Origin of the sequence: Roseovarius gaetbuli (assembly GCF_900172365.1) — a bacterium.
GTDB classification, from domain to species: domain Bacteria; phylum Pseudomonadota; class Alphaproteobacteria; order Rhodobacterales; family Rhodobacteraceae; genus Roseovarius; species Roseovarius gaetbuli.
This window is the reverse complement of sequence record NZ_FWFJ01000013.1, coordinates 38,601-62,287: the sequence shown is the minus strand read 5'-3', so window position 1 is coordinate 62,287 and position 23,687 is coordinate 38,601. Positions and strand designations below refer to the sequence as shown.

Genomic DNA, 23,687 nt, shown 5'->3' with positions numbered 1-23,687 from the left:
TCCCAAGCGCGTGCGGTTTGAGTCTTGCCCTTGGCGCAGTCCGTCAATAACACCGATTCCATGAAAATACTCTTTTTAGGCGATGTGATGGGCCGTGCGGGACGCGCGGCGGTGGCCGAGACCCTGCCGCGCTTGCGCGCAGAGTGGCGGCTGGATTTCGTTGTGGTCAATGGCGAGAATGCCTCGGGGGGGATGGGGCTAACCGGCGCGCATGCCAAGGGGCTGTTCGAGGCCGGCGCCGATTGCGTCACGCTTGGCGATCATGCGTTTGACCAAAAGGACATGCTTCAGGCGATTGGCAATGAGACCCGGATCATCCGGCCGCTGAATTTCGCCAAGAACGCACCGGGGCGCGGACACCGGGTCTTTACCGACGGGCGCGGGCGCAAGATCCTGGTGGCGCAGGTGCTGGGCCAGGTGTTCATGAAGCGCGCCTTTGACGATCCGTTTTCGGCCATCGACGAGGTGCTGCGGGCGCATCCTCGCGGTGGCGCGGTTCAGGCCGCGATTGTCGAAGTGCATTGCGAGGCGACCTCGGAAAAGATGGCGATGGGGCATTTTTGCGATGGCCGCGCCAGCCTTGTGGTCGGCACCCACACCCATATCCCGACTGCCGACACGCAAATCCTGCCGGGAGGCACCGCCTTTCAGGGCGATGCCGGCATGTGCGGTGACTACCTAAGCGTCATCGGCATGGAAAAGACCGAGCCGATGCGCCGCTTTGTGACAGGCATGGGCAAGGAACGCTTTACCCCGGCGCTTGGCGCGGCAACCTTGTCGGGCGTTTACGTCGAGACCGACGACAAGACCGGCAAGGCCACCAAGGTTTCGATGATCCGTCAGGGTGGCCGATTGGAGCAAGCAGGCCCGTGAGAGAGCGCGCCGGTCTGACACTGGCGCTTTTGGCGATGGGGGCGGGCTGGGGCCTGTCGGTGGCGCTTGCCAAGATCGCGGTCAGCACTGGCTATCAGCCGTTTGGCCTTATCTTCTGGCAATCAACCATTAGCGTCGTGGTGCTTGGCACCATCACCCGCGCACGTGGCAAGCGGTTAGAGCTGGGGCGCGCCTATTGGCGGCTCTTCGCGATGGTGGCGCTGTTCGGCGCGGTTCTGCCGGATGTGTTTTTCTATGCCTCCGCGCCACGTTTGCCGGGCGGGGTCATGGCGATCCTGATCTCTACCGTGCCGCTGTTTTCGCTGCCGATTGCCATCGCGCTTGGAAACGAGGGCTTTGCCTGGCGCCGGATGCTGGGTCTGAGCCTTGGCCTGGCCGGAATCCTGCTGTTGATCGGCCCCGAGGCAAGCCTGCCGGATCGGGCCATGGCCGCCTTTGTGCCGCTCGCCCTCATAGCCCCACTGCTTTATGCGGCCGAGGGCAACCTCGTGGCCCGCTGGGGCATGCAGGGGCTTGATTCCCTTCAGGTATTGTTTGCAGCCTCTTTGCTTGGGGTGATACTGATGCTGCCCCTGGCGGTTGTCACAGGGCAGTGGATTGATCCGCTGGCTGGCTTCGGGGCGCCCGAAGCGGCGCTTCTGGCGGGCGGGATCATTCATGCGCTGGTTTACGCGAGCTATGTCTGGATGGTGGGGCGGGCCGGTTCGGTCTTTGCGGCGCAGACCAGCTATCTTGTGACTGGCTTTGGCGTGCTCTGGTCGCTCGCGCTGTTGCAGGAGGTCTATTCGCCTTATATCTGGGCGGCCCTTGGGCTCATGCTGGCGGGGATATTTCTGGTGCAGCCGCGGGCGCGGATCGGGCTTGCCCCTGCGCCTGTCATCGGGGACACTGGGGTGAAACCACACGAGGGCTGTGATACGTGATCGAACTTTTGGGCCTGTCCCAGACCGGGCAGGCAGTATTGGCACTTGCGGTCGTTGCGACGATGTTCGTGCTTTTCGTGCGTGAAACCTATCCGACCGAAGTGGTGGCAATTGCAGGTGTCGCGGCCTTGCTGGCCTTTGGTATCCTGCCCTATCAATCGGCGCTCATGGTGTTTTCCAACCCGGCGCCCTGGACGATTGCGGCGATGTTCATCGTGATGGGCGCGCTTGTGCGCACAGGCGCGCTTGATGCCTTTACCTCGCTGGCGGATCGCCAGGCGCAGGTCAATCCGCGCGCGGCCATCGGTATGCTTTTGGTGGCGGTGGTCGTGGCTTCGGCCTTCATGAACAACACGCCGGTGGTGGTGGTGATGATCCCGGTGTTCGTGCAACTGGCGCGCACGCTTCAAATCCCGGTCAGCAAGCTTTTGATTCCGCTCAGCTATGCGGCCATACTGGGCGGCACGACGACCCTGATCGGCACCTCGACCAACCTGCTTGTGGACGGGGTCGCGCGCACGCAGGGCATGGCGGCCTTTAGCATCTTCGAAATCACGCCGCTTGGCATCATTCTGGTGATCTGGGGCGCGATTTACCTGCGGTTTTTCGGGCCTTTCCTGTTGCCTGCGCGCGATAGCATGGCCGACATGCTGACGGATCGCTCGCGGATGAAGTTTTTCACCGAGGCGGTGATCCCGCCCGACAGCAACCTGATCGGGCGCGAAGTGACCGGGGTGCAGCTTTTCAAACGCGAGGGCGTGCGCCTTATCGACGTGATCCGGGGCGATCAATCGCTGCGCCGCAACCTGAGCGGGGTGACGCTTCATGTGGGCGACCGGGTGGTTTTGCGCACGCAGATGACCGAATTGCTTAGCCTGCAGCGCGACAAAAGCCTCAAGCGCGTTGATCAGGTTTCGGCGGTTGAGACAAGCACCGTTGAGGTGCTGATCACGCCGGGCTGCAAGATGGTGGGTCGCTCGCTCGGCGGCATGCGCCTGCGGCGGCGTTATGGGGTTTATCCGCTGGCCGTGCATCGCCGGAACCAGAATATCGGTCGCCAGCTTGACGATCTTGTGGTGCGGGTTGGCGATACGCTTTTGCTTGAAGGCGCGCCCGAGGATATTCAGCGCCTGTCGCGCGATATGGATATGGTCGATGTGTCGCGCCCCTCGGCGCGGGCGTTTCGGCGCGGCCATGCGCCGCTGGCGGTGGTGGCCCTTTTGGGGATCGTCATCCTTGCGGGGCTTGGCATGGCACCGATCCTTGCGCTTGCGGTGATCGCGGTGGCCGTGGTGCTTTTGGCTCGCTGCATTGATGCGGACGAGGCGTTTTCCTTTGTCGACGGGCAATTGCTTGCGCTGATCTTTGCGATGCTGGCGATCGGCGCGGCGCTTCAGGCCTCGGGCGCGGTTGAATTGATCGTCGGGGCGATTGCGCCCTCGCTCTCGGTTTTGCCGGGGTTCCTGGTGATCTGGGTGATTTACCTGCTGACCTCGGTTCTGACCGAGCTGGTGTCGAACAACGCCGTGGCGGTGGTTTTGACGCCGATTGCCATCGGTCTGGCCGATGCCATGGGGATTGATGCGCGCCCGCTCGTGGTCGCGGTGATGGTCGCCGCAAGCGCGAGTTTCGCCACGCCCATCGGCTATCAGACCAACACGCTTGTCTATGGTCCGGGGGGCTACCGCTTTACCGATTTCCTGCGCGTCGGGGTGCCGCTGAACCTGAGTGTGGGCTTGCTCGCCTCGGCGCTTATTCCGCTGATCTGGCCGCTTTGAGCCAACAGGCGGGCGCACATGGCGCGCTCAGTGTCGCAAGGCGTTGCCCTGCGCGCGTCAAGCGGATATGACAAGCCAAATTTTCGGGACATGCAGGAGACGGTATCATGGCCGGCCACTCAAAATGGGCAAATATCCAACATCGCAAAGGGCGTCAGGACGCTGTGCGGGGCAAGCTTTTTTCCAAGTTTTCCAAGGAAATCACGGTTGCCGCCAAAATGGGCGACCCGGACCCGGATAAAAACCCGCGCCTGCGCCTTGCCATCAAGGAAGCCAAGGCCCAGTCGATGCCCAAGGACAATATCGAACGCGCCATCAAGAAGGCGATGGGCGGCGAGGGCGAGGATTACGAGGAAATCCGCTATGAGGGCTATGGGCCCAATGGCGTGGCGGTGATTGTCGAAGCGATGACCGACAACCGCAACCGCACCGCCAGCACCGTGCGTTCGACCTTTTCCAAGAACGGCGGCAACCTTGGCGAAACCGGCTCGGTCGGGTTCATGTTCGAGCGCAAGGGCGAGATCAGCTATCCCGCCGAAGTGGGCGACAGTGATACGGTGATGATGGCCGCAATCGAGGCCGGCGCCGAGGATGTGGAAAGCGGCGAGGACGGGCATGTAATCTGGTGCGCCGACAGTGATCTCAACGAGGTTGCCACCGCGCTTGAGACCGAGATTGGCGAGAGCACCTCGACCAAGCTTGTCTGGAAGCCGGTGACCACCACAGAGATGGACCTTGAGGGCATGCAGAAGCTGATGAAGCTGATTGACGCGCTTGAGGATGATGATGACGTGCAGCGTGTCACCACCAATTTCGAAGCCTCTGACGAGGTCATGGAACAGCTCGGGGCGGAGTAATCTGCAGCGCCGCAGGAGCGTGGGTTTCACCCACCCTACGGGCAATCGAGAGCGATGTTTTTGACGTCCGGCGCGGGGTTCTGCGCCGGGCGTTGTTGTTTCAGGCGGGCGGATAGAGCATCTGGCGCGCCGCGCGGCGCAAGGCGCGGGTGAGCGGCGTCAGGGCCGCGCCCAGCACCCGGCTTGACTGCCAGTAGAGCGGCGTATCTAGCGCGGCGTCAGGCAGGAGCGGCACCAGAGCCCCCGAGGTAAGCGCATCGGCGACCAGTGGCTCGGGGTTGAGGCCCCAGCCAAGCCCGAGCCGGGCAGCGGCGACAAAGCCTTCTGAGGACGGAACCATGTGGCAGGGCGGCGAAACTGTGCGCCCCAGGTGCCGGGTCATCCATTTCTCCTGAAGCCGGTCCTTGGCGTCAAAGCGCAGCATCGGGGCCGCGCCGAGCGACTTGGCCGTGACCCCAGCCGAAAAGTGGTCAGCCATGAAACCGGGGCTCGCCGTCGCGATATAGCGCAGGTTGCCCAAGGCAACCGCATCGCAGCCGGGCAGGGGATTTGCGCGGGTCGTCAGCGCGCCAAGCACCTCGCCGCGCGTCAGGCGATCATGGGCGGCGTCCTGATCATCAATCACCAGATCAAACAGGTGATCGGGCAGCTCGGCCAGGGCGGCGGGCAACCAGGTGGCCAGGCTGTCGGCATTGACCGCAAGGCGCAGCCGGGTCCGCGGCGCGGGGGGCAAGGCCGGTGATTTGGCGCGCCAGTTGGGCCTCGAGCAGGGCGATCTGATCGCCATGCGCGGCAAGGCGCAGCCCGGCCGCCGTACCGGTCGAGGGCTGGCCGCGATGCACAAGCTGAGCGCCGACGCGGGTTTCAAGCGCCTTGAGACGTTGCGAAATCGCCGATTGGGTCAGGCCGAGGTCTGCGGCGGCGGCGTCAAAGGTTCCGCAGCGCAGAATGGCGCAGAGGGCGGCGAGTTGTTGTGGGTCGAGGTTCATTAGCAACTCTTATGCAGCATGTTAATTATGCGTTTGGGTAATGTGCTGCGCCGCTTTAGGCAAGCGAGCAGTAGTGAGCCAGAGAACCGGGGAGAGGGAAACATGCAGGCAGAAATCGCGGGATTTGCCCTTGGGCTAAGCCTTATTCTGGCGATCGGGGCGCAGAATGCCTTTGTCTTGCGCCAAGGATTGCGGCGTGAGCATGTGCTGGCCGTGGTCTTGATCTGTGCGCTGTCGGATGCCGTGCTTATCGCGTTCGGGGTTGCCGGGTTCGGCGCGCTGTCGGCGGCGGTGCCGGGGCTTGAACAGGTCATGCGCTTTGGCGGGGCGGCGTTTCTGATCTGGTACGGCGCGCGCAACTTTCTTGCCGCCTGGCGCGGCGGCGCGGTGTTTGAGGCGGGCACGGGCACGGGCAGTCTGCGGCGCGCGATGCTGACCTGTCTGGCGCTGACCTGGCTAAACCCGCATGTCTACCTTGATACGGTGGTTCTTGTCGGCTCGGTTTCGTCACAATATGACGACCGGCTCGGGTTCGGCATCGGCGCGGTCACGGCAAGTTTTGTGTTTTTCTTTTGTCTTGGCTACGGTGCGCGGCTCTTGGCGCCGCTGTTTCGCCGCGAGGTAAGCTGGCGGGTGCTTGTTGCAGGCATCGGGGCGGTGATGTGGGCAATTGCGGCTCGGTTGGTGCTTGGCTGAGGGCAGTCGGCCATGCACCTGTCGGGACGCAGGGTTGCACCCTGTGCATGCATATAGGGCGCGCAAAGCTCGACAGCGGGTGTTTTGCATGAGTTAATGGCGCAATGCGCGCAGAACCAACCCTTTCGCCCAAGGTGGCCACAAATCCGATGTTGGGCATCTTCTGGATGGTTCTGACCGGTATCCTTTTTGTCGGGGTCACCGCGCTTGTGAAGGTGCTTGGCACGCGGGTGCCGGCGCCGCAGGCGGCGTTTCTGCGCTATGCCATGGGGCTTGTGTTCCTGCTGCCGATGTTGCGCCCGCTGATGCGGTTGCGGCTTGAGCGGCGGATCTGGCTTATGTTTGGCGCGCGCGGGGCGGTGCATACGATTGGTGTGTCGCTCTGGTTCTTTGCCATGGCGCGGATACCGATCGCGGATGTGACGGCGATGAATTACCTCTCGCCGATTTACGTCACCCTCGGGGCGGCGCTTTTTCTTGGTGAAACGCTTGCCCTGCGCCGGGTGCTGGCGGTGGTGGCGGCCTTGATCGGGGCGCTGATCATCCTGCGTCCGGGATTTCGCGAGGTCGGGCCTGGGCATTTCGCGATGCTGTTCACGGCGGTGTTTTTCGGCGCCTCTTACCTCACGGCCAAGGTGTTGTCGGGGCGCTGTAGCGCGGGAATCGTGGTGGCGATGCTGTCGATCACGGTGACGATCGGGCTGGCGCCGCTTGCGGCGGCGGTCTGGGTGACGCCGACCTTGGGCGAGTTGACGATCCTGTTTGGCGTGGCCTGTCTTGCGACGGCGGGGCATTACACCATGACGCTGGCGTTCGGGGCGGCCCCGCTGGCGGTGACGCAGCCGGTGACCTTCCTGCAACTGGTCTGGGCGGTGGCGCTTGGGGCGCTGGTCTTTGGCGAAGGTGTGGATGTGTTCGTTCTGCTGGGCGGCACGGTGATCGTGGCGGCGATCAGTTTCATCAGCTGGCGCGAAGCGGTGCTCAAGCGGCGCGCGATCACGCCGCCGGTCTCGGCGACCAAGGTCTGAGCCGGGCAGGGGGCGCTGCCCCCGTCGCGCGGGGCGCGACTCCCCCGGAGTATTTCCGGAACAGTGAAAGCGAGATCAGGCGCGCGGATCGAGCAGCTTGGCGAGAATCCGGTTGCGGGTGATCTGGCCGATGACCCGGCCCTGATCGCTGACGCCGACGGGGTTGTCGTGGCCCTGGGCCTTTTCCATCACCTGTTGGATGGTGGCGTCGGGGGCGACGCAATGCGCGGGCGTGCCGCTGGCGGGTTCCATCACGTCGCGGGCGCAAAGCACGCCGAGAGGGTTCATATGGGCGACGAATTCGGCCACGTAATCGGTCGAGGGATTGGTGAAGATATCCTGCGGGGTGCCGCATTGCACGATCCGCCCGCCTTCCATGATGGCGATGCGGTCGCCGAGTTTGAAGGCCTCGTCGAGGTCGTGGCTGACGAAGATGATGGTGCGCCCGAGGGTTTTTTGCAGGTCGATCAGCTCGTCCTGAAGGTGGCTTCGGATCAGCGGGTCGAGCGCCGAGAAGGGTTCGTCCATCAGCAGGATCGGCGCGTCGGTGGCAAAGGCGCGGGCAAGGCCGACGCGTTGTTGCATGCCGCCCGAAAGCTCGGCCACCTTGCGGTCGGCCCACTCCGAGAGGTTGACGAGGTCGAGCTGTTCCTGAACGCGCGCGTCGCGTTCGGGCTTGGGGACATCGGCGAGTTCAAGCCCGAGGCCGACATTCTCGCGCACCGAGCGCCAGGGCAGCAGGCCGAATTGCTGAAACACCATCGCGACGTGATGCTGGCGCAGGCGGCGCAGGGTGGCGGCATCGGCGCCAGTCACATCGACCATCTGTTGGCCGTCAAAGATCTCGACCTTGCCGCGCACCACCGGGTTAAGGCCGTTCACCGCGCGCAGAAGCGTGGATTTGCCAGACCCGGATAGCCCCATGAGAACAAGGATTTCGCCGGGCGCGACCGAGAGGCTACAGTCATGCACGCCGAGCACCTGGCCGGTCTGGGCCTGAATTTCGCTGCGCGACAGGCCCTGATCCATCAGCGGCAGGGCGGTTTTCGGGGTGTCGCCAAAGACGATCGAAACGTTCTGGAAATCGACGATGGGCTGGGCATCGGAAGGGCGGGTCATTTGCGCTCTCCCATCCGAAGCATGCGGTCAAGCACGATGGCGACGACCACGATCATCAGCCCGGATTCAAAGCCAAGCGAGATATTGACCGTGTTGATCGCGCGCAGGACCGGCACGCCAAGCCCGTCGGCGCCGACAAGCGCGCCGATCACCACCATCGAGAGCGACAGCATGATGGTCTGGTTCAGACCGGCCATGATCTGGGGCAGGGCATAGGGCAGCTCGACCTTGACAAGGGTCTGGCGGGCGGTGGCGCCAAAGGCCTGTGCGGCCTCGAGCAGGGGTTTGGGTGTGGAGGAAATGCCAAGATGGGTGAGGCGGATCGGCGCGGGGACCACGAAGATCACCGTGGCGATCAGGCCCGGCACCATGCCGATGCCGAAAAACACGATGGCCGGGATCAGGTAGACAAAGGGCGGCAGGGTTTGCATCAGGTCAAGCACCGGGCGCAGCCAGTCATAAAGCCGTGGGCGGTGCGCGGCGGCGATGCCGATGGGCACGCCGATGGCCATGCAGAAGATGCAGGACGACAGCACCAGAGTGAGGCTCTCGGTGGTTTCTTCCCAATAGTCCTGATTGTGGATGAAGAGGAAGCCGAGGAACACGAAGGCGCAGGTCTTCCAGTTGCGTTGCAGCACCCAGGTGAGACCGACGAAAATCGCCATGATCACAAGCGGGTGCGGTGCCTGAAGCAGCCAGAGAAAGCCGTCGATCAGCCCCTCCATCAGGGCCGAAAGCATGTCAAAGAACCACGCGGCATTGTCCTGAAGCCAGAGGAAAAAGCTCTCCGCTGCATCGCCGACGGGGATTTTGTGATCGCTCAGCCAGTCCATGCGCGTGCACCTTTATTCTTGCGGTGGGGAAAGGGGCTGCCCCGGTCGCATTGGGCCGGGGCAGGGTCAGCGATCAGAGACCAAGCGCCGCTTTGACCGCTTCCATTGCATCGCCGCCCTCGCGGGTGGTCACGCCGTCAAGCCAGGGGCCAAGCACATCGGGATGGGCGGCAAGCCATGCGGTCGCGGCCTTTTCGGGCTTTTCCCCGTCGTCAAGGATCGCGCCCATGATCTCGTTCTCCATCGCGAGAGTGAACGAGAGGTTCCCGAGCAGCTTGCCCACGTTCGGGCATTCATCGACATAGCCCGCGCGGGTGTTGGTATAGACCGTCGCGCCGCCAAGATCGGGGCCGAACCAGTCGTCGCCACCGGTCAGATAGGTCATGTCGTGATTGGCATTCATCGGGTGCGGTTCCCAGCCGAGAAAGACAATCGGTTCTTCACGGCGATCGGCGCGGCTGACCTGCGCGAGCATGCCCTGCTCAGAGCTTTCCTTGACGTCAAAGTCTTTCAGGCCAAAGGCGTCGGCGGCGATCATATCCATGATCAGGCGGTTGCCATCATTGCCCGGCTCGATCCCGTAGATGGTTGAATCCAGTGCCTCGGCCTGAGCGGCGATGCTCTCAAAGCTGGTGATGCCGAGGGCCGCGCCGACGGCATTGGTGGCCAGCGTGTATTTCGCGCCTTCCAGATTGGCACGCACGGTGTCGACGGTGCCCGCCTCGCGATAAGGCGCGATGTCGCCCTCCATGGTGGGCATCCAGTTGCCAAGGAACACGTCAATATCGCCCTTGGCCATCGAGGTATAGGTGACCGGCACCGACAGAACCTTGATGTCGGCCGCATAGCCAAGCGCGCGCAGCACCTCGGTGGTGGCGGCGGTGGTGGCGGTGATATCGGTCCAGCCGACATCGGCGAAAACCACCTCGTCGCAATTGGCAAGGGCGGGGCCGGTGGCCACGGCGAGGGCCATGGCTGAAAGCGTTGTTCTAAGGGTCATTTTGGCAGTCTTTCATGTTCGGTGTGTCGTAAAGCGGCCGCTTGCCGACCCGCCTTTGGGCGAGGGGCCCGGAGCATATTCTGCGCCGAGCCCCCCTTGTTGGTCCACGAGGTGGCGAGGCTTAGGCGAACCACCAGCGTTCGATAAAGCGCATGCCGTCCACATCCCAGTTCGAGCCCATCTGCTCGGTGTGGGCGACTTTGGTCGAGTTGCCGAAGACATAGTTCGCGAACATCGGCACGATCACGCCGCCGTCGCTGCTGCACAGCGCCTGCATCTCGTAATACATCTCGCGGCGCTTGGCATCGTCGAGTTCCGAGCGGGCCTTGACCAGGAGTTCGTCGAAGCGGTCATTGCACCAGAAGCTGTCGTTCCAGGACGCGCCGCACTGATAGGCGGTCGAGAACATCTGATCTTCGACCGAACGGCCCGACCAATAGACAGCAGCAAACGGCTTTTTCATCCAGACGTCGGACCAGTAACCGTCATTGGGTTCGCGCACCGGCTTGAGGTTGATCCCGCCCGCAGCGGCCGAGTTCTGGTAAAGAACTGCCGCATCGACCGCGCCGACAAAGGCCGCGTCCGCCGCCGAGAGCGAAACATCGACGCTCTCAAGACCGGCAAGCTTGAGGTGGTATTTTGCCTTGTCGGGATCGTAGGTGGTCTGTTCGAGGTCCTTGTTGAAGAACCGCTGGCCCGGACCGATCGGATGGTCATTGCCCACGGCGCCATAGCCGAACAGGATCTTGTCGACCAATTCCTGGCGGTTGATGCCGTATTTCAGGGCATGGCGCACATGCACGTTGCTGTAGGGCTCGGCGCGGGTATCCATGGCGAAGGTATAGTGCTGGGTGCCCGAAACCGAGTTGATCTGAATGTCGGGGCGTCGCGCCAGAAGGCCGACGGTCTTTAGGTCAAGCCGGTCGGCCATGTCCACGTCACCCGACACAAGCGCGGTGGTGCGGGCGTTCTGGTCAACGATGGCGATCACCTCGGCGCTGTCGAACCAGGCAACATCGCTGCGCCAGTGGTTGGGGTTGCGCTCCAGCGAATAGGAAACGCCGGGCTGGAAATCTTTCAGGATATAGCTGCCGACGCCATCGCCGGATTGCCAGTCGATGCTGTCACCAGCGGCCTTGCAGATGACCAGGTGATAGTCGCTCAGAATGAAAGGGAAGTCGGCATTGCCGCCATCGAGAGAAAAGACAACGGTGTCATCACCTTCGGCGGTGCAGCCAGTCACGCAGGCGATCCCGCTGATTGGCGCCACGATCGGTCCGGCGGCCGATGTTGATCCTTCGCCGCGGTGGAAGTTGATCGAGTTGACCACGTCTTCGACAGTCAGTGGCTTGCCTGAGTGGAAGGTCACGCCCTTGCGGATTTTGAACCGCCATTCCGACGCATCATCCGATGCTTCCCAGCTTTCGGCAACCTCGGGAATAAGCGAACCGTCCTGGGCAACCTCGGTGAGGCGACCGTGAATGGCAAAGGACAGCGATGTGGTGAAGCTGTTGGAATAGGTGCCGGGGTTCAGCGTATCGGTGGTCTGGCCGTGACCGATAGCGGCACGCAGATGCCCGCCGCGATTCGGCGCGGCCATCGCACCGCCCATCGGCAGCGAGGCGGCAATTGCCGTGGCGGCTGTGGTCGCGAGAAATCCGCGTCGGTTAAGCCGTCCGTTGTTGATAAGTGTCATTTATGGTCTCTCCCTTTGGTTTTTCTTTTATTGCCCGGCCCTGTTGCCCGTCACGCGGCAGGGTGGGGGGTGTCCTGGTAACGCAGTGCGCAAATTGCACGACTGCCGTGTCTCCATAGCAAGGCTAATATGACGCCGCTGTGAATTACAACGCTATTCTGGCTTTCCCTGCTGTGATCCGTCGATTGTCTTTTATTGATTGACGGGTCAATTAAACACGATTAGGCCAGTATGGCAACATTTTAACGGAGGATGACAATGCCCAAAATCGGGATGGAGCCGATCCGGCGCACCGCGCTGGTCGAGGCGACGATTTCCGAGATTGGCGCGCGGGGCTCACTGGATGTGACCGTGGCACAGATCGCGCGCCGGGCGGGCATGTCGAGCGCTCTGGCGCATCATTACTTCGGGTCCAAGGAACAGATCTTCGCCGCCGCCATGCGCCATATCCTGACGCTTTACGGAGCCGAGGTGCGCGGCGCGCTGATCATGGCCAAAAGCCCGCGTGACCGGGTCGAGGCGATCATCCGCGCCAGCTTTACGCCCGCGCAATTCCGTCCCGAGATGGTGTCGGCCTGGCTGAATTTTTATGTTCAGGCGCAGCGCTCGGACGAAGCATTGCGCCTGCTTCATATCTATCAGCGGCGCTTGCGCTCGAACCTGCATGACGCGTTTCGCCGCCTTGATCCCGCACAATCGCGCACTCTGACGCGCGGCCTGGCGGCGATGATCGACGGCCTTTATATCCGCCAGGCCCTGCGCGAAGGGCCGATGCAACCGGACGTCGCGGTGGACGTTCTGCTGCATTATCTCGACACAAGTCTGCCCTCAAAGGAGAGCCAATGACCGCCCCCAACATCCTGATTATCATGGTCGATCAGCTGAATGGCACGCTGTTTCCGGACGGCCCGGCGGATTGGCTTCATGCGCCCAACCTCAAGGCTCTGGCGGCGCGCTCTACGCGGTTTGCCAATGCCTATACGGCCTCGCCGCTTTGCGCGCCGGGACGGGCCAGCTTCATGTCAGGGCTTCTGCCGTCGCGCAGCCGGGTCTATGATAATGCCGCCGAGTTTGCCGCCGATATCCCGACCTACGCCCATCACCTGCGGCGTGCGGGCTATCAGACCTGCCTTTCGGGCAAGATGCATTTCGTCGGCCCCGATCAGATGCACGGGTTTGAAGAGCGCCTGACCACCGATATCTATCCCGCCGATTTCGGCTGGACCCCGGATTATCGCAAGCCGGGCGAGCGGATTGATTGGTGGTATCACAACATGGGCTCGGTCACCGGCGCCGGCGTCGCCGAGATTTCCAACCAGATGGAATATGACGACGAGGTCGCGTTTAACGCGCGGGCCAAGGTCTATGATCTGGCGCGCGGGCAGGATGAGCGGCCCTGGTGCCTGACGGTGAGCTTCACCCATCCGCATGACCCCTATGTGGCGCGCAAGAAATACTGGGATCTCTACGAGGATTGCGAGCATCTTTTGCCCGAGGTCCCGGCGATGGCGTACGAGGATCACGACGCCCATGCCAAACGCATCTTTGATGCCAACGACTGGCGCTCGTTTGACATTTCCGAGGAGGACATCTGCCGGTCACGGCGCGCCTATTTCGCTAATATCAGCTATCTCGACGACAAGATCGGCGAGGTGCTCGAAGCGCTGGAGACGACCCGGCAAGAGGCGGTGATCCTGTTTGTCAGCGATCACGGTGACATGCTCGGCGAGCGCGGGCTTTGGTTCAAGATGAGCTTTTACGAGGGCTCGGCGCGTGTGCCGATGATGATTTCAGCGCCGGGCATGGCGCCGGGGCTGGTCACCGATCCGGTGAGCAATGTTGATGTCTGCCCGACGCTCTGCGATCTGGCGAATGTCAGCATGGCCGAGGTCATGCCCTGGACCGAAGGGCAATCGCTCGTCCCCCTTGGGCAGGGGGCCTCGCGCAGCGAGCCGGTGGCGATGGAATATGCTGCCGAGGCGTCTTATGCGCCCATGGTCTCGCTGCGGTATGGCAAGTGGAAGTACAACCGCTGCGCGCTTGATCCCGATCAGCTGTTTGATCTTGAAGCCGACCCGCATGAGCTTTGCAATCTGGCCGGGGACGCGGCCCATGCCGGTACCTTGGCCCAGCTTCAGGCCAAGGCCGAAGCGCGGTGGGATCTGGAGGCGTTTGACGCGGCGGTGCGCGAAAGTCAGGCACGGCGCTGGGTGGTCTACGAGGCCCTGCGCAAGGGCGGCTATTACCCTTGGGATTATCAGCCCCTGCAAAAGGCCAGCGAGCGTTACATGCGCAATCACATGGATCTTAACGTTCTTGAGGAAAACAAGCGGTTTCCCCGAGGAGAGTGATGCTTTCACTGTTCCGAAAATACTCAAACTCCAACCGAAGACAGGTGCAATGACCTATCCGATTGAAACCACTGCCCGCCCGCTCTTGACGGCCCGCCGCCCTGGCACGACGCCCACCCACCCACCCCGTCGCGCCAGGGCGGCGTGTGGCACAGAAGGGACGCTCTGAGATGGAAGCAGATTATGTCATCGTCGGTGCCGGAAGCGCAGGTTGCGCCATGGCCTACCGTCTGTCAGAGGCCGGGCATTCGGTGCTGGTCATCGAGCATGGCGGCACAGATGCCGGGCCCTTCATCCAGATGCCCGGCGCGCTGAGCTATCCGATGAACATGGCGCGCTATGACTGGGGCTATCAGAGCGAACCCGAGCCGCATCTCGGCAACCGCCGCCTCGCCTGTCCGCGCGGTAAGGTGATTGGTGGATCGTCGAGCATCAACGGCATGGTTTATGTGCGCGGGCATGCCTGTGACTATGACCACTGGCGCGATCAGGGCGCGGGCGGCTGGGGCTATGCCGATGTGCTGCCCTATTTCAAGCGCATGGAAAGCTGGCATGACGGCGGGCATGGCGGCGATCCGGCATGGCGGGGCACGGACGGGCCGCTGCACGTCAGCCGCGGGCCGCGTGACAATCCGCTCACCCGCGCCTTTGTCGAGGCCGGCGCGCAGGCCGGCTATCAGCGCACCGGCGATTATAATGGCGAGCAGCAAGAGGGCGTCGGCCCGTTCGACATGACTGTCTGGCAGGGGCAACGCTGGTCGGCGGCCAACGCCTATCTGCGCCCGGCCCTGAAGCGCGACAATTGCGATCTGATCCGCGCCCTTGTGACCCGCGTGGTGATTGAAGAGGGCCGCGCAGTCGGGGTCGAGACGCTCCGCAAGGGGCGGCGAGAGGTTGTGCGCGCAAGGGCCGAAGTTATCCTTGCAGCCTCGTCGATCAATTCGCCCAAGCTCTTGATGCTGTCCGGTATTGGTCCGGGCGCGCATCTTGGCGAGCATGGCATTGCCGTTCAGGCGGACCGCCCCGGTGTTGGGCAAAACCTTCAGGATCACCTTGAGCTCTACATTCAGATGGCCGCCAGCCAGCCGGTCAGCCTGTTCAAATACTGGAACCTTCTCGGCAAGGGATTTGTCGGCGCACGCTGGCTTCTGGGGCGCAAGGGTCTGGGCGCGAGCAATCAGTTTGAGAGCGGTGGCTTCATCCGGTCCGATGCAGGCGTCAATTATCCCGATATCCAGTTTCATTTCCTGCCGATTGCCGTGCGCTATGACGGCAAAGCCGCGGCCGAGGGGCACGGGTTTCAGGCCCATGTCGGCCCGATGCGCAGCGCCTCGCGCGGGGCGGTCAGCCTGCGCAGCAATGAGCCCTCGGATGCGCCGGTGATCCGCTTCAATTACATGAGCCAGGAAAGCGATTGGGTCGATTTTCGCAAATGCATCCGCCTGACGCGCGAGATTTTCGCGCAGGACGCCTTCAAGCCCTTTGTCAGCCATGAAATTCAGCCCGGCGCAGATGTGACCAGCGAGGCCGATCTTGACGACTTCATCCGTGCGCATGCCGAAAGCGCCTATCACCCCTGCGGCACCTGCCGGATGGGGCGCGCCGACGACAGACAGGCGGTGGTTGATCCGCAGGGCCGGGTGATCGGGGTCGAGCGTCTGCGCGTTGCCGACAGCAGCATTTTCCCGCGCATCACCAACGGCAATCTCAATGCGCCCTCGATCATGGTGGGGGAGAAGATCGCCGACCATGTGCTTGGCCGCACGCCCCTGTCGCCGGAAAACGCAGAGCCCTGGATGCATCCGAGCTGGCAAGTGCAGCAGCGCTGAGCACGTTAACCGAGCCTGCGCTGCATGGGTTGATCTTTATTCGGTGCCCGATGATAAGCGGGCATGTTAAGAGTTTGTTCACTGTTGGTTCTGGGGGCGCTCGGTTTGGCCGGGCCGGTGCGCGCGCAAGTTTTCGACGGTCCGCTTGTCGTGATTGACGGCGATACCTTTGATGTCGGCCACACGCGTGTGCGCCTTTACGGCGTCGATGCGCCCGAGATCGACCAGAGTTGCACCAACCCAAGCGGGGTCGCATGGGATTGTGGTACATGGGTGAGCGCCGAGGTGCGCGCCCGCTTTGAGGGGCAAAAGGTACGCTGCGAAGAGGTGGTCCAGGATCTTTATGGGCGCTCGGTTGCGCGCTGTAGCCTGCGCGGCAAGGATCTAGGCCGCACGCTTGTGCAGGAGGGCCTTGCGCTGGCCTATCGCAAATATTCCATGGCCTATGATCTTGAAGAAAAGGGCGCGGTTGTGGCCGGGCGCGGGTTGCATGCGTATGTCATGGAACGCCCCGAAGACTATCGACGCGCGGTGCGCGCCGATCGCGTGGCGCAGAACCCGGCCCCCGATCCGGCCTGTATGATCAAGGGCAATATCAACAGCAAGGGGCGGCGAATCTATCATATGCCGGGTCAGGAACATTATGACCGCACGTCAATCCGTCTTTCGAATGGCGAGCGCTGGTTCTGCACCGAGGCGGGGGCGCGCACCGCTGGATGGCGGCGCGCCAAGCGTTAGATCCGTGACACACGGCAAGTGTTGGATTCGAGTATTTATGGAAAGATGAAAGACAGACTGCGCTTTTTGATCCGTATCAAAGTACAGGTCTTTGTTGGCTCCTAGATTTAGGGCAAGCACACAAAGAGGAGAGCTACGCAATGTCCCACACCCCCCATGAGCTTCACGAAGAGTTCCCGGAATTCGCAAGTAAAATCAGCGAGATGAAGAAAGGAGATGCGCATTTTGGCAAATTGGCGGATGAGTATCATCAGGTGAATCGCGCTGTGCACCGGGCGGAAACGCTGGTGGAGCCGGTGGAAGAACTCGCCGAGGTTGAAATGCGCAAGAAACGGGCGGCATTGAAGGATAAGATTTACCAGATTTTGACATCATAAGGCTGCCTGAAAGGGGAGCCTTGTTTTTGAGCCCGCGTGCGTGCCGATGGCAGTGCGCGGGCTTTTTTGTGCCGTAAGCAAGAAGCCGGGTCACTTAACAGCCACAAGCCATGGCGAAGCGCAATGTGCCAGCTTAATCTTCAGCGATGTCAATTGGAAGTGGCAGCCCGTAGGGGAATCGAACCCCTCTTTCCAGGTTGAAAACCTGGCGTCCTAACCGATAGACGAACGGGCCAGCGTTGGCGTGTCGCGGTACTAGGCAAAACGGGCGGGCTGCGCAAGAGGGATTTTGTAAAAACTTCGCTTGGTTGAAAGAAAAACCGTCTCGCTTGTAATGCCGGGCACGCGCGGGCGGAGTTCAGGGGCCAAGAGCGGCGGGCGCGGCGTCTTCGAGGCGCATTTGCACCGACTGTCGTCCATTCCAGGTGTTGATCTCAAGCCGCCCGGCAAGATGAAAGCTCGCACCGCCATGGGCCATCAGGGCGGGGCCGAGAGGGCCGTCAAATGCGCCAAAGGCAATGGCATCAAGGTTGGCGCCAAGACCATCGCCGAAGCGCAGTTTCAGGTGGCTGTCGCCGACCTGTTTGGCAAAGGTGATCTGACAGTCGGGAAAGACATAGCGTGGCCCCGGCGCGCCTGCGCCAAAGGGGCCGGCGGCCTCGATTTGCGTGATCAGATCGATCGTCGCGGCGCCGGGCATAAGCACCCCGTCAAGCCTTAGGTCAGCGGGCCCGTAGGTGCCCGCGCCCTGCTTGCCGAGCAGCTCAGAAAGGCGTGCCATCGCCGGTTCAAGCTTGTCGCGCGCGACGCTCAGGCCGGCGGCCATCTTGTGGCCTCCGCCTTTGATCAGCAACCCCTCGGCGGCGAGCCGCTGAATGGCGGCGCCAAGATCAATCCCCGCGACCGAACGCCCCGAGCCTTTGCCCTCATCGCCGTCAAGCCCGATCACGATGGCGGGCCGGTTGGCGGTCTCTTTCAGGCGGCTGGCCACGATGCCAACCACACCGGGATGCCAGCCCTCGCCGGCGGCCCAGACAAGAGGCGCGTCAAAGCCGCGTGTTTCGGCCTGTTCCATCGCGGCGGCGCGGACCTCTGATTCGACGGCGCGACGTTCGGTGTTGAGTTGATCAAGGCGTTCGGCCATGGCGCGGGCCTCGGCCGGGCTGTCACAGGCCAAAAGCCGCGCCCCAAGATCGGCGCGCCCGATCCGCCCGCCCGCATTCACCCTCGGCCCAAGCAGAAACCCAAGGTGATAGGCGTTTGGCGTGGCATCCATGCGCGCCACATCGGCCAGGGCCACAAGGCCGACACGTTCGCGCCGCGCCATGATCCGAAGACCTTGGCGCACGAAGGCGCGGTTGACACCGATCAGCGGGGCCACATCGGCCACGGTGCCCAGGGCGACCAGGTCGAGAAAGCCCATAAGGTCCGGACCGCTTTGCCCTGCCTCGCGCAACTGGCGCCCGGCCTCGACCAGCATCAAAAACACCACGCCAGCAGCACAAAGATGCGCCAGATCGCCAGTTTCATCCTGCCGGTTCGGGTTCACCACCGCCAAGGCATCAGGCAGGGTTTCACCGCCAAGATGGTGGTCAAGAATCACCACATCGGCGCCTTTGGCGGCGGCCACGGGGGCATGGCTGAGGGTGCCGCAGTCAACGCAGATGATCAGGTCATGCGCAGCGGCGAGATCGGCCATTGCCGGCTCGTTAGGCCCATAGCCTTCGTCGATACGATCCGGGATATAGAGCGTCGGTGCGGGCTGCTCCATCTGACGCAACCAGTCGATGATCAAGGCGGCCGAGGTGCCGCCATCGACATCGTAATCCGCAAACACCGCAATTTTCTGACGCTTGGCCACGGCCAGCAAAAACCGCTCCGCAGCCGCTTGCATATCGCGCAGGCTGCGTGGGTCGGGCAACAGATCGCGTAGCGCAGGTGTCAGATAGGCCTCGGCCTCGTCGGAGGCCACTCCAAGCCGCGCCAGCGTCTGACAGAGCGGGCGGGGCAAGGAGGTGGCCTGCGCCATCGCTTCGGCCTGCCGGTCCCGCTCGATGCCGGGGCCGCACCATTGCCGCCCTGTGATCGAGGTTTCAACGCCAAGAAAACCCGTCATATCGCGCGCGCCTGTTTCTTCTTGCTGGAAATATCCCGGGGGAGTCGCCCAAGGGGCGACGGGGGCAGCGCCCCCGATATGGGCCTGCGATCAGCCACGCGGGCTGCGATAGATCATCCGGCGCAGCGATCCGGTCCGCGAGCGCATGAGCACGGTTTCGGTCTCCACATAGCCGGGGCGACGCTTGACCCCGGCGGTGATCGACCCGTCGGTCACGCCGGTTGCGGCAAAGATCACGTCGCTGGTCACCATTTCGTCACGCGCATAGATGCGGTTGAAATCGGTGATGCCGGCTTTGGTGGCGCGGGCCTGTTCGTCGCTGTTGCGGAACACGAGGCGGCCCCACATCTGGCCGCCCATGCACTTGAGGGCGCTGGCGGCAAGCACGCCTTCGGGCGCGCCGCCGGTGCCCATATACATGTCGATGCCGGTGCGTTCGGCCTCGGCGCAATGGATCACGCCGGCCACATCCCCGTCGGGGATAAGAACCACGGCCGCACCGGTTTCGCGCAGCTCGGTGATCATCTCCTGATGACGCGGGCGTTCCAGCACGCAAACGGTGATCTCGGACGGGCGGCAATCGCGCGCCTTGGCAAGGGCCTCGACTCGCTCGCGCGGTGACATCGCAAGCGACACCACATCGGTGGGGTAACCCGGCCCGATCGCCAGCTTTTCCATATAGGTATCAGGCGCATGCAGCAGGGTGCCACGCGGCGCCATGGCAATCACGGTCAGCGCGTTCGGCATCGCCTTGGCGGTCAGCGTTGTGCCTTCAAGCGGATCAAGCGCGATATCCACGCCGGGGCCCTCGCCGGTGCCGACCTCTTCGCCGATGTAAAGCATCGGCGCCTCGTCCCGCTCGCCTTCGCCAATCACCACCACGCCCTTGATGGCCAGCATGTTGAGCTGTTCGCGCATGGCGTTGACGGCGGCCTGATCGGCGGCCTTTTCATCGCCGCGCCCAATCAGATCGGCGCAGGCCAAAGCGGCCGCCTCGGAGACGCGGGCAAGCCCGAGAGACAGCAACCGGTCATTGAAAGCAGTGTCAGAGGTCATAATATTCTGGTCCTTGTAAAACGGGAGTCCAAAAGGTTTAGCGCCCTGTCCCGCACCCGGCAAGGGCGGGCCCGGGGGCGATCAGACGGTTTCTATTCTGAGCGCGACCGGCTCGGTTTGCAGAACATCAAGCTTGTTGATGCCCGAAAGCGCGGTATCAAGCGCGCTGCGGGTGGTTTTATGGGTCACGATCAGAACTGCGGCGCTGGTCTCGTCGTGGTCGTGCTGGCGCATCCGGTCAATCGAAATTCCGGCCTCGCCCAGAAGGGTCGCGACCTTGGCAAGCGCGCCGGGTTTGTCGTCAAGCGACATCCGCAGGTAATAGCGCGCGGGCGTTGCGGTGCTTGCGGCCTGGGCCTTGGCAAGGCCTGCGGCGGGCTGACCGAAGGTTGCCAGGCGAAACCCGCGCGCGATATCCATCACATCGCCCATCACCGCGCTTGCGGTGGGGCCCATGCCGGCACCGGGGCCGCGCAACACGATCTGTTCGACATTATCGCCCTCAAGCACCACCATGTTGGTGCCGCCTTCAAGTTGACCAAGCGGGCTCTGGGCCGGGACAAGGCAGGGCGACATGCGCTGTTCAAGGCCGCGGCCGGTCATCTGGGCAACACCCAGAAGCTTTATGCGGTAGCCCATGTCGGCGGCGTGGCGGATGTCTTCGATGGTGACCTTTTCGATGCCCTCAAGCACAACGGCGCCAAAATCCACCTGCACCCCAAAGGCAATCGCCGAGAGCAACGAGAGTTTGTGACCGGCATCAATCCCGCCCACGTCAAGCGTCGGGTCGGCCTCGAGATAGCCAAGCTTGTCGGCCTCTTCAAACACCGTCTGATAGGGCAGGCCCGCCGAGAGCATGCGCGTCAGGATATAGTTGCAGGTGCCGTTCATCACGCCCATGACGCGGGTGATGTCATTGCCGGCAAGCCCTTCGCTCAGCGCCTTGATCACCGGAATGCCACCCGCAACAGCGGCCTCGAAGCGGATCACGCGACCGGCCTCTTCGGCGGCAAGCGCAAGCGCCTGACCGTGGTGCGCCAGCATCGCCTTGTTGGCGGTGACCACGTCCTTGCCGCTCGCGATTGCGGCCTCGGTCGCGGCCTTGGCGGGGCCGTCGCTTCCGCCCATCAGCTCGATGAACACATCGACGTCATCGCGTTTGGCAAGGGCAACGGGATCGTCTTCCCAGGCGTAGTCGGCCAGCGACACGCCGCGATCCTTGTCGCGGGTGCGGGCGGAAACGGCGGTGATCACCACCGGGCGGCCTGCGCGGGTGGCCAGAAGGTTTGCCTTTTGGCGGATGATCTTGACGACACCGGTGCCGACAGTGCCCAATCCGGCGATGCCAAGGCGCAGGGGTGTGTTCATGGGGCTCTCCGATTGTCACTGAAAGGGTTTGGATGCGCGATGTAACGGGTTCGCGGGGGCCTTGCAACGCGGCTTGACCGGATTATTGGCCGGTTGGGATCAATTGACACCGCTTTTCAGCCGCTCCTGCGTTTCGGCATCGACCACGCTTCCCTTGAGGCGCGCCGCACGTGCGCGCAGGCGGGCCGTGCGATCGGCAAGATCGGTCGAGGTTGCTGGCGTTACCGCGTCCGGCGTAACCTGGGCCAGGATGTCTTCGGCCGGGATAAAGTCGGGATAGGGCGCGTCGCGCGCGCCCTTGCTTGCCTCAAGCGTCGGAACCGGATCACAGCCCGCGATCAGGCTTGCGGCGAGGGCGGCCAGAAGGGGGGCGGGGCAAAGGCGCATGCCGTGGGTGTCCTTTCGCAAAGGGCAGGTTCGCCCCCTATTGCCATTCTTTTGGGGCACAGAGCAAGCAAGGGCTTTGATCTGAACGCATGTTCAGATAAATCATAGGCATGGCACGCACCCAAGGCTCTCATTCCGATATCACCGGCCCCCGCGTTCGCGAGGCGGCGCTTTCGCTTTTCGCGCGCCACGGCTATGCGGCGGTGTCGATGCGCCAGATCGCCGGGGCGGTTGGGGTGCAAGCGGGGGCGCTCTACAACTACACCCCTGACAAGCAGACGCTGCTCTATGAGTTGATGAAGGCGCATATGGATGAGCTGCTCGCCGCGCGCGCGGCCGAGCCGCAGCAAGACGATCCGATGGCGGCGCTTGAGGCGTTCACCCGGTTTCACATCCGCTTTCACGCGCGTCGCCCCGAGGCGGTGTTCATTTCCTATATGGAATTGCGCAATCTCAGCCCGGAAAATTTCGCGGTGATCGAAGATCTGCGCAAAACCTATGAAACCCAGCTTCAGGACATCCTGCAATGCGGCGTGGCCGAGGGCAGCTTTGCGGTGCGCGATGCGCGGATCACCAGCATGGCGCTGATCGCGATGCTGACCGGGGTCAATACCTGGTTTCGCGAAAAGGGGCGGCTGAGCTTGCCCGAGGTCGAAGAGATTTATTGCGACATGGTGCGCAAATCCGTGGCGGCCTGACGTCGGAAACAGCGGGTTTAATATTTGCGTCGCGCGGATCTCGCGGTCTCAGGCGCCCAGCATTTCGTTCTGCGCCTCGGTGTAGTCAAAGATGTCCTTCGCCAATTTTTCCAACGCTTCATAGTGTGATTTCTCGAATGACTTATCGCTCAGAAACCTCTTCCACACCTTCGGCATGTGGTCCTTATGGGTGACCATTCCGCCCTCCGGATCGGGGCTGAGATAGAGTGTCTTTTGAATCGGGGTCATGGAGATACGCGACAGGCACATCGGGCAGGGTTCCAGAGATGAAATAAGGGTCAAGTCCTTCAGGCCGTCGCCATTTTCGGACAATGCCTTGCCGTCGATCTGAAGCCCCGAGATAATGTTCATCTCTGCGTGGCAGCTGGTGTTCTGCCTTGTAAACACGGTATTCTTAGCCATGGCCACGATGCGATTTTCGCGGTCAACCAGGACGGCGCCCACACCAAAATCGCCGTTTGCCGCGGCCTCGAGCGCAAGGCAGGCCCACAGGGCCTGATTTTGAAACGCCGCACTGTTGTCGCTTGTCAAAAGCGCCCCTGTCCTTTTGATCAAGGGGCGAAGCTCTTCCGAGATGTCGGACTTTTTCAACCGCGCCTTGAGATCCCTGATGATCTGGGCGCTCAGGGTTGCCGTGGTTTCGAAATCGTCCTGGATGGATACGACCTTATGTTGGTCGGTGAGATTTCTTGGGATTTGGATTGGTTTCCCCCGGTGGGTTTCGTAGGCCTGTTCCAACGCTTTCAGATAGGCTTCTTTCTGGCCGCCGAAGGAATAGTTTTCGTTGACGATAAGTTCTTGGAGAGCGGCCTTGAGGTACGGCATGTCCAGAGCAAAACTCTGCGCACGGGCGAAAAACGGCTTCCATAGTCCGAGTTAATCTCTGCGGTGCACGATGTTTGTAATCACGAACTCATTCAGGGAATGAACCCA

Annotated in this window: 23 protein-coding genes and 1 tRNA gene; 12 read left to right on the top strand and 12 right to left on the bottom strand. The window is 62.5% G+C overall.

Features of this window, described 5'->3' with window-relative positions:
- Positions 1 to 60 precede the first annotated feature (60 nt).
- The 4 genes from ROG8370_RS08655 (at position 61) to ROG8370_RS08640 (ending at position 4,452) form a co-directional block, all read left to right on the top strand.
- Positions 61 to 873 carry a TIGR00282 family metallophosphoesterase gene (locus ROG8370_RS08655; RefSeq protein WP_085826685.1) on the top strand — a complete coding sequence of 271 codons (813 nt, stop codon included), beginning with the start codon at positions 61 to 63 and terminating at the stop codon, positions 871 to 873.
- Entirely contained in the window at positions 870 to 1,817 is a 948-nt protein-coding gene (locus ROG8370_RS08650; protein WP_085826684.1) for a DMT family transporter, read from the top strand. Before ROG8370_RS08655 ends, ROG8370_RS08650 begins: the two co-directional genes overlap by 4 nt.
- Positions 1,818 to 1,879: 62 nt before the next feature.
- Positions 1,880 to 3,595: an SLC13 family permease gene (locus ROG8370_RS08645; protein WP_370738333.1), complete on the top strand. Its 1,716-nt coding sequence runs from the start codon at positions 1,880 to 1,882 to the stop codon at positions 3,593 to 3,595.
- Positions 3,596 to 3,702: 107 nt separating this feature from the next.
- Positions 3,703 to 4,452: a YebC/PmpR family DNA-binding transcriptional regulator gene (locus tag ROG8370_RS08640; RefSeq protein WP_085826683.1), complete on the top strand. Its 750-nt coding sequence runs from the start codon at positions 3,703 to 3,705 to the stop codon at positions 4,450 to 4,452.
- Between the two features lie 100 nt (positions 4,453 to 4,552).
- Here ROG8370_RS08640 and ROG8370_RS08635 read toward each other — a convergent pair whose 3' ends face one another.
- A complete protein-coding gene (locus tag ROG8370_RS08635; protein WP_370738332.1) occupies positions 4,553 to 5,185 on the bottom strand; it encodes an ArgP/LysG family DNA-binding transcriptional regulator in 633 nt (210 codons plus the stop codon).
- On the bottom strand, positions 5,082 to 5,441 hold the full coding sequence (locus ROG8370_RS21395; RefSeq protein ID WP_370738331.1) for a LysR family transcriptional regulator: 360 nt from the start codon (positions 5,439 to 5,441) through the stop codon (positions 5,082 to 5,084). Before ROG8370_RS21395 ends, ROG8370_RS08635 begins: the two co-directional genes overlap by 104 nt.
- A gap of 102 nt (positions 5,442 to 5,543) precedes the next feature.
- Here ROG8370_RS21395 and ROG8370_RS08630 point away from each other — a divergent pair, with 102 nt between their 5' ends.
- Positions 5,544 to 6,137, top strand: coding sequence for a LysE/ArgO family amino acid transporter (locus ROG8370_RS08630; protein WP_085826682.1), 594 nt, complete (start codon positions 5,544 to 5,546; stop codon positions 6,135 to 6,137).
- A 104-nt stretch (positions 6,138 to 6,241) separates the two neighbouring features.
- Positions 6,242 to 7,165 (top strand): DMT family transporter, encoded by a 924-nt coding sequence (locus ROG8370_RS08625; RefSeq protein WP_085826681.1) that lies wholly within the window; start codon positions 6,242 to 6,244, stop codon positions 7,163 to 7,165.
- Between the two features lie 75 nt (positions 7,166 to 7,240).
- Here ROG8370_RS08625 and choV read toward each other — a convergent pair whose 3' ends face one another.
- The 4 genes from choV to ROG8370_RS08605 form a co-directional block, all read right to left on the bottom strand.
- Positions 7,241 to 8,284, bottom strand: coding sequence for a choline ABC transporter ATP-binding protein (gene choV, locus ROG8370_RS08620; RefSeq protein WP_085826680.1), 1,044 nt, complete (start codon positions 8,282 to 8,284; stop codon positions 7,241 to 7,243).
- The gene (choW, locus tag ROG8370_RS08615; protein ID WP_085826679.1) at positions 8,281 to 9,117 is read right to left on the bottom strand and encodes a choline ABC transporter permease subunit; all 837 of its coding nucleotides are present in this window, start codon (positions 9,115 to 9,117) and stop codon (positions 8,281 to 8,283) included. Before choW ends, choV begins: the two co-directional genes overlap by 4 nt.
- A gap of 73 nt (positions 9,118 to 9,190) precedes the next feature.
- A complete protein-coding gene (gene choX / locus ROG8370_RS08610) occupies positions 9,191 to 10,117 on the bottom strand; it encodes a choline ABC transporter substrate-binding protein (RefSeq protein WP_085826678.1) in 927 nt (308 codons plus the stop codon).
- Positions 10,118 to 10,238: 121 nt separating this feature from the next.
- Positions 10,239 to 11,813, bottom strand: a complete 1,575-nt coding sequence (locus ROG8370_RS08605; protein WP_085826677.1) for an ABC transporter substrate-binding protein — start codon at positions 11,811 to 11,813, stop codon at positions 10,239 to 10,241.
- A 258-nt stretch (positions 11,814 to 12,071) separates the two neighbouring features.
- Here ROG8370_RS08605 and betI point away from each other — a divergent pair, with 258 nt between their 5' ends.
- The 5 genes from betI to ROG8370_RS08580 all read left to right on the top strand — a co-directional run bounded on the left by betI (position 12,072) and on the right by ROG8370_RS08580 (position 17,108).
- Entirely contained in the window at positions 12,072 to 12,659 is a 588-nt protein-coding gene (gene betI, locus ROG8370_RS08600; RefSeq protein WP_085826676.1) for a transcriptional regulator BetI, read from the top strand.
- Complete coding sequence (betC, locus tag ROG8370_RS08595; protein WP_085826675.1) at positions 12,656 to 14,164, top strand: choline-sulfatase; 1,509 nt, start codon at positions 12,656 to 12,658, stop codon at positions 14,162 to 14,164. The genes betI and betC overlap by 4 nt, the downstream gene beginning before the upstream one ends.
- Before the next feature lie 170 nt (positions 14,165 to 14,334).
- On the top strand, positions 14,335 to 15,993 hold the full coding sequence (betA, locus tag ROG8370_RS08590; RefSeq protein WP_085826674.1) for a choline dehydrogenase: 1,659 nt from the start codon (positions 14,335 to 14,337) through the stop codon (positions 15,991 to 15,993).
- A 63-nt stretch (positions 15,994 to 16,056) separates the two neighbouring features.
- Positions 16,057 to 16,731, top strand: a complete 675-nt coding sequence (locus ROG8370_RS08585; protein ID WP_085826673.1) for a thermonuclease family protein — start codon at positions 16,057 to 16,059, stop codon at positions 16,729 to 16,731.
- A 140-nt stretch (positions 16,732 to 16,871) separates the two neighbouring features.
- Positions 16,872 to 17,108, top strand: a complete 237-nt coding sequence (locus ROG8370_RS08580) for an HP1242/YdcH family protein (RefSeq protein WP_085826672.1) — start codon at positions 16,872 to 16,874, stop codon at positions 17,106 to 17,108.
- Positions 17,109 to 17,268: 160 nt separating this feature from the next.
- On the opposite strand, the gene ROG8370_RS08575 is transcribed toward ROG8370_RS08580, so the two are convergent.
- The 5 genes from ROG8370_RS08575 to ROG8370_RS08555 form a co-directional block, all read right to left on the bottom strand.
- Positions 17,269 to 17,343: transfer RNA gene (locus tag ROG8370_RS08575), tRNA-Glu, on the bottom strand.
- Positions 17,344 to 17,466: 123 nt separating this feature from the next.
- Positions 17,467 to 19,224 (bottom strand): single-stranded-DNA-specific exonuclease RecJ, encoded by a 1,758-nt coding sequence (gene recJ, locus ROG8370_RS08570; RefSeq protein ID WP_085826671.1) that lies wholly within the window; start codon positions 19,222 to 19,224, stop codon positions 17,467 to 17,469.
- Positions 19,225 to 19,314: 90 nt separating this feature from the next.
- The gene (gene glpX / locus ROG8370_RS08565; RefSeq protein WP_085826670.1) at positions 19,315 to 20,280 is read right to left on the bottom strand and encodes a class II fructose-bisphosphatase; all 966 of its coding nucleotides are present in this window, start codon (positions 20,278 to 20,280) and stop codon (positions 19,315 to 19,317) included.
- An 81-nt stretch (positions 20,281 to 20,361) separates the two neighbouring features.
- Positions 20,362 to 21,648 carry a homoserine dehydrogenase gene (locus ROG8370_RS08560; RefSeq protein WP_085826669.1) on the bottom strand — a complete coding sequence of 429 codons (1,287 nt, stop codon included), beginning with the start codon at positions 21,646 to 21,648 and terminating at the stop codon, positions 20,362 to 20,364.
- A 99-nt stretch (positions 21,649 to 21,747) separates the two neighbouring features.
- Complete coding sequence (locus ROG8370_RS08555; protein ID WP_085826668.1) at positions 21,748 to 22,035, bottom strand: hypothetical protein; 288 nt, start codon at positions 22,033 to 22,035, stop codon at positions 21,748 to 21,750.
- Positions 22,036 to 22,145: 110 nt separating this feature from the next.
- On the opposite strand from ROG8370_RS08555, the gene ROG8370_RS08550 reads away from it, so the two are divergent.
- On the top strand, positions 22,146 to 22,733 hold the full coding sequence (locus ROG8370_RS08550; protein ID WP_085826667.1) for a TetR/AcrR family transcriptional regulator: 588 nt from the start codon (positions 22,146 to 22,148) through the stop codon (positions 22,731 to 22,733).
- 48 nt (positions 22,734 to 22,781) lie between these two features.
- Here the strand turns inward: ROG8370_RS08550 and ROG8370_RS08545 are convergent, their stop codons facing one another.
- Positions 22,782 to 23,579, bottom strand: coding sequence for a nucleoside deaminase (locus ROG8370_RS08545; RefSeq protein WP_085826666.1), 798 nt, complete (start codon positions 23,577 to 23,579; stop codon positions 22,782 to 22,784).
- Positions 23,580 to 23,687 lie beyond the last annotated feature (108 nt).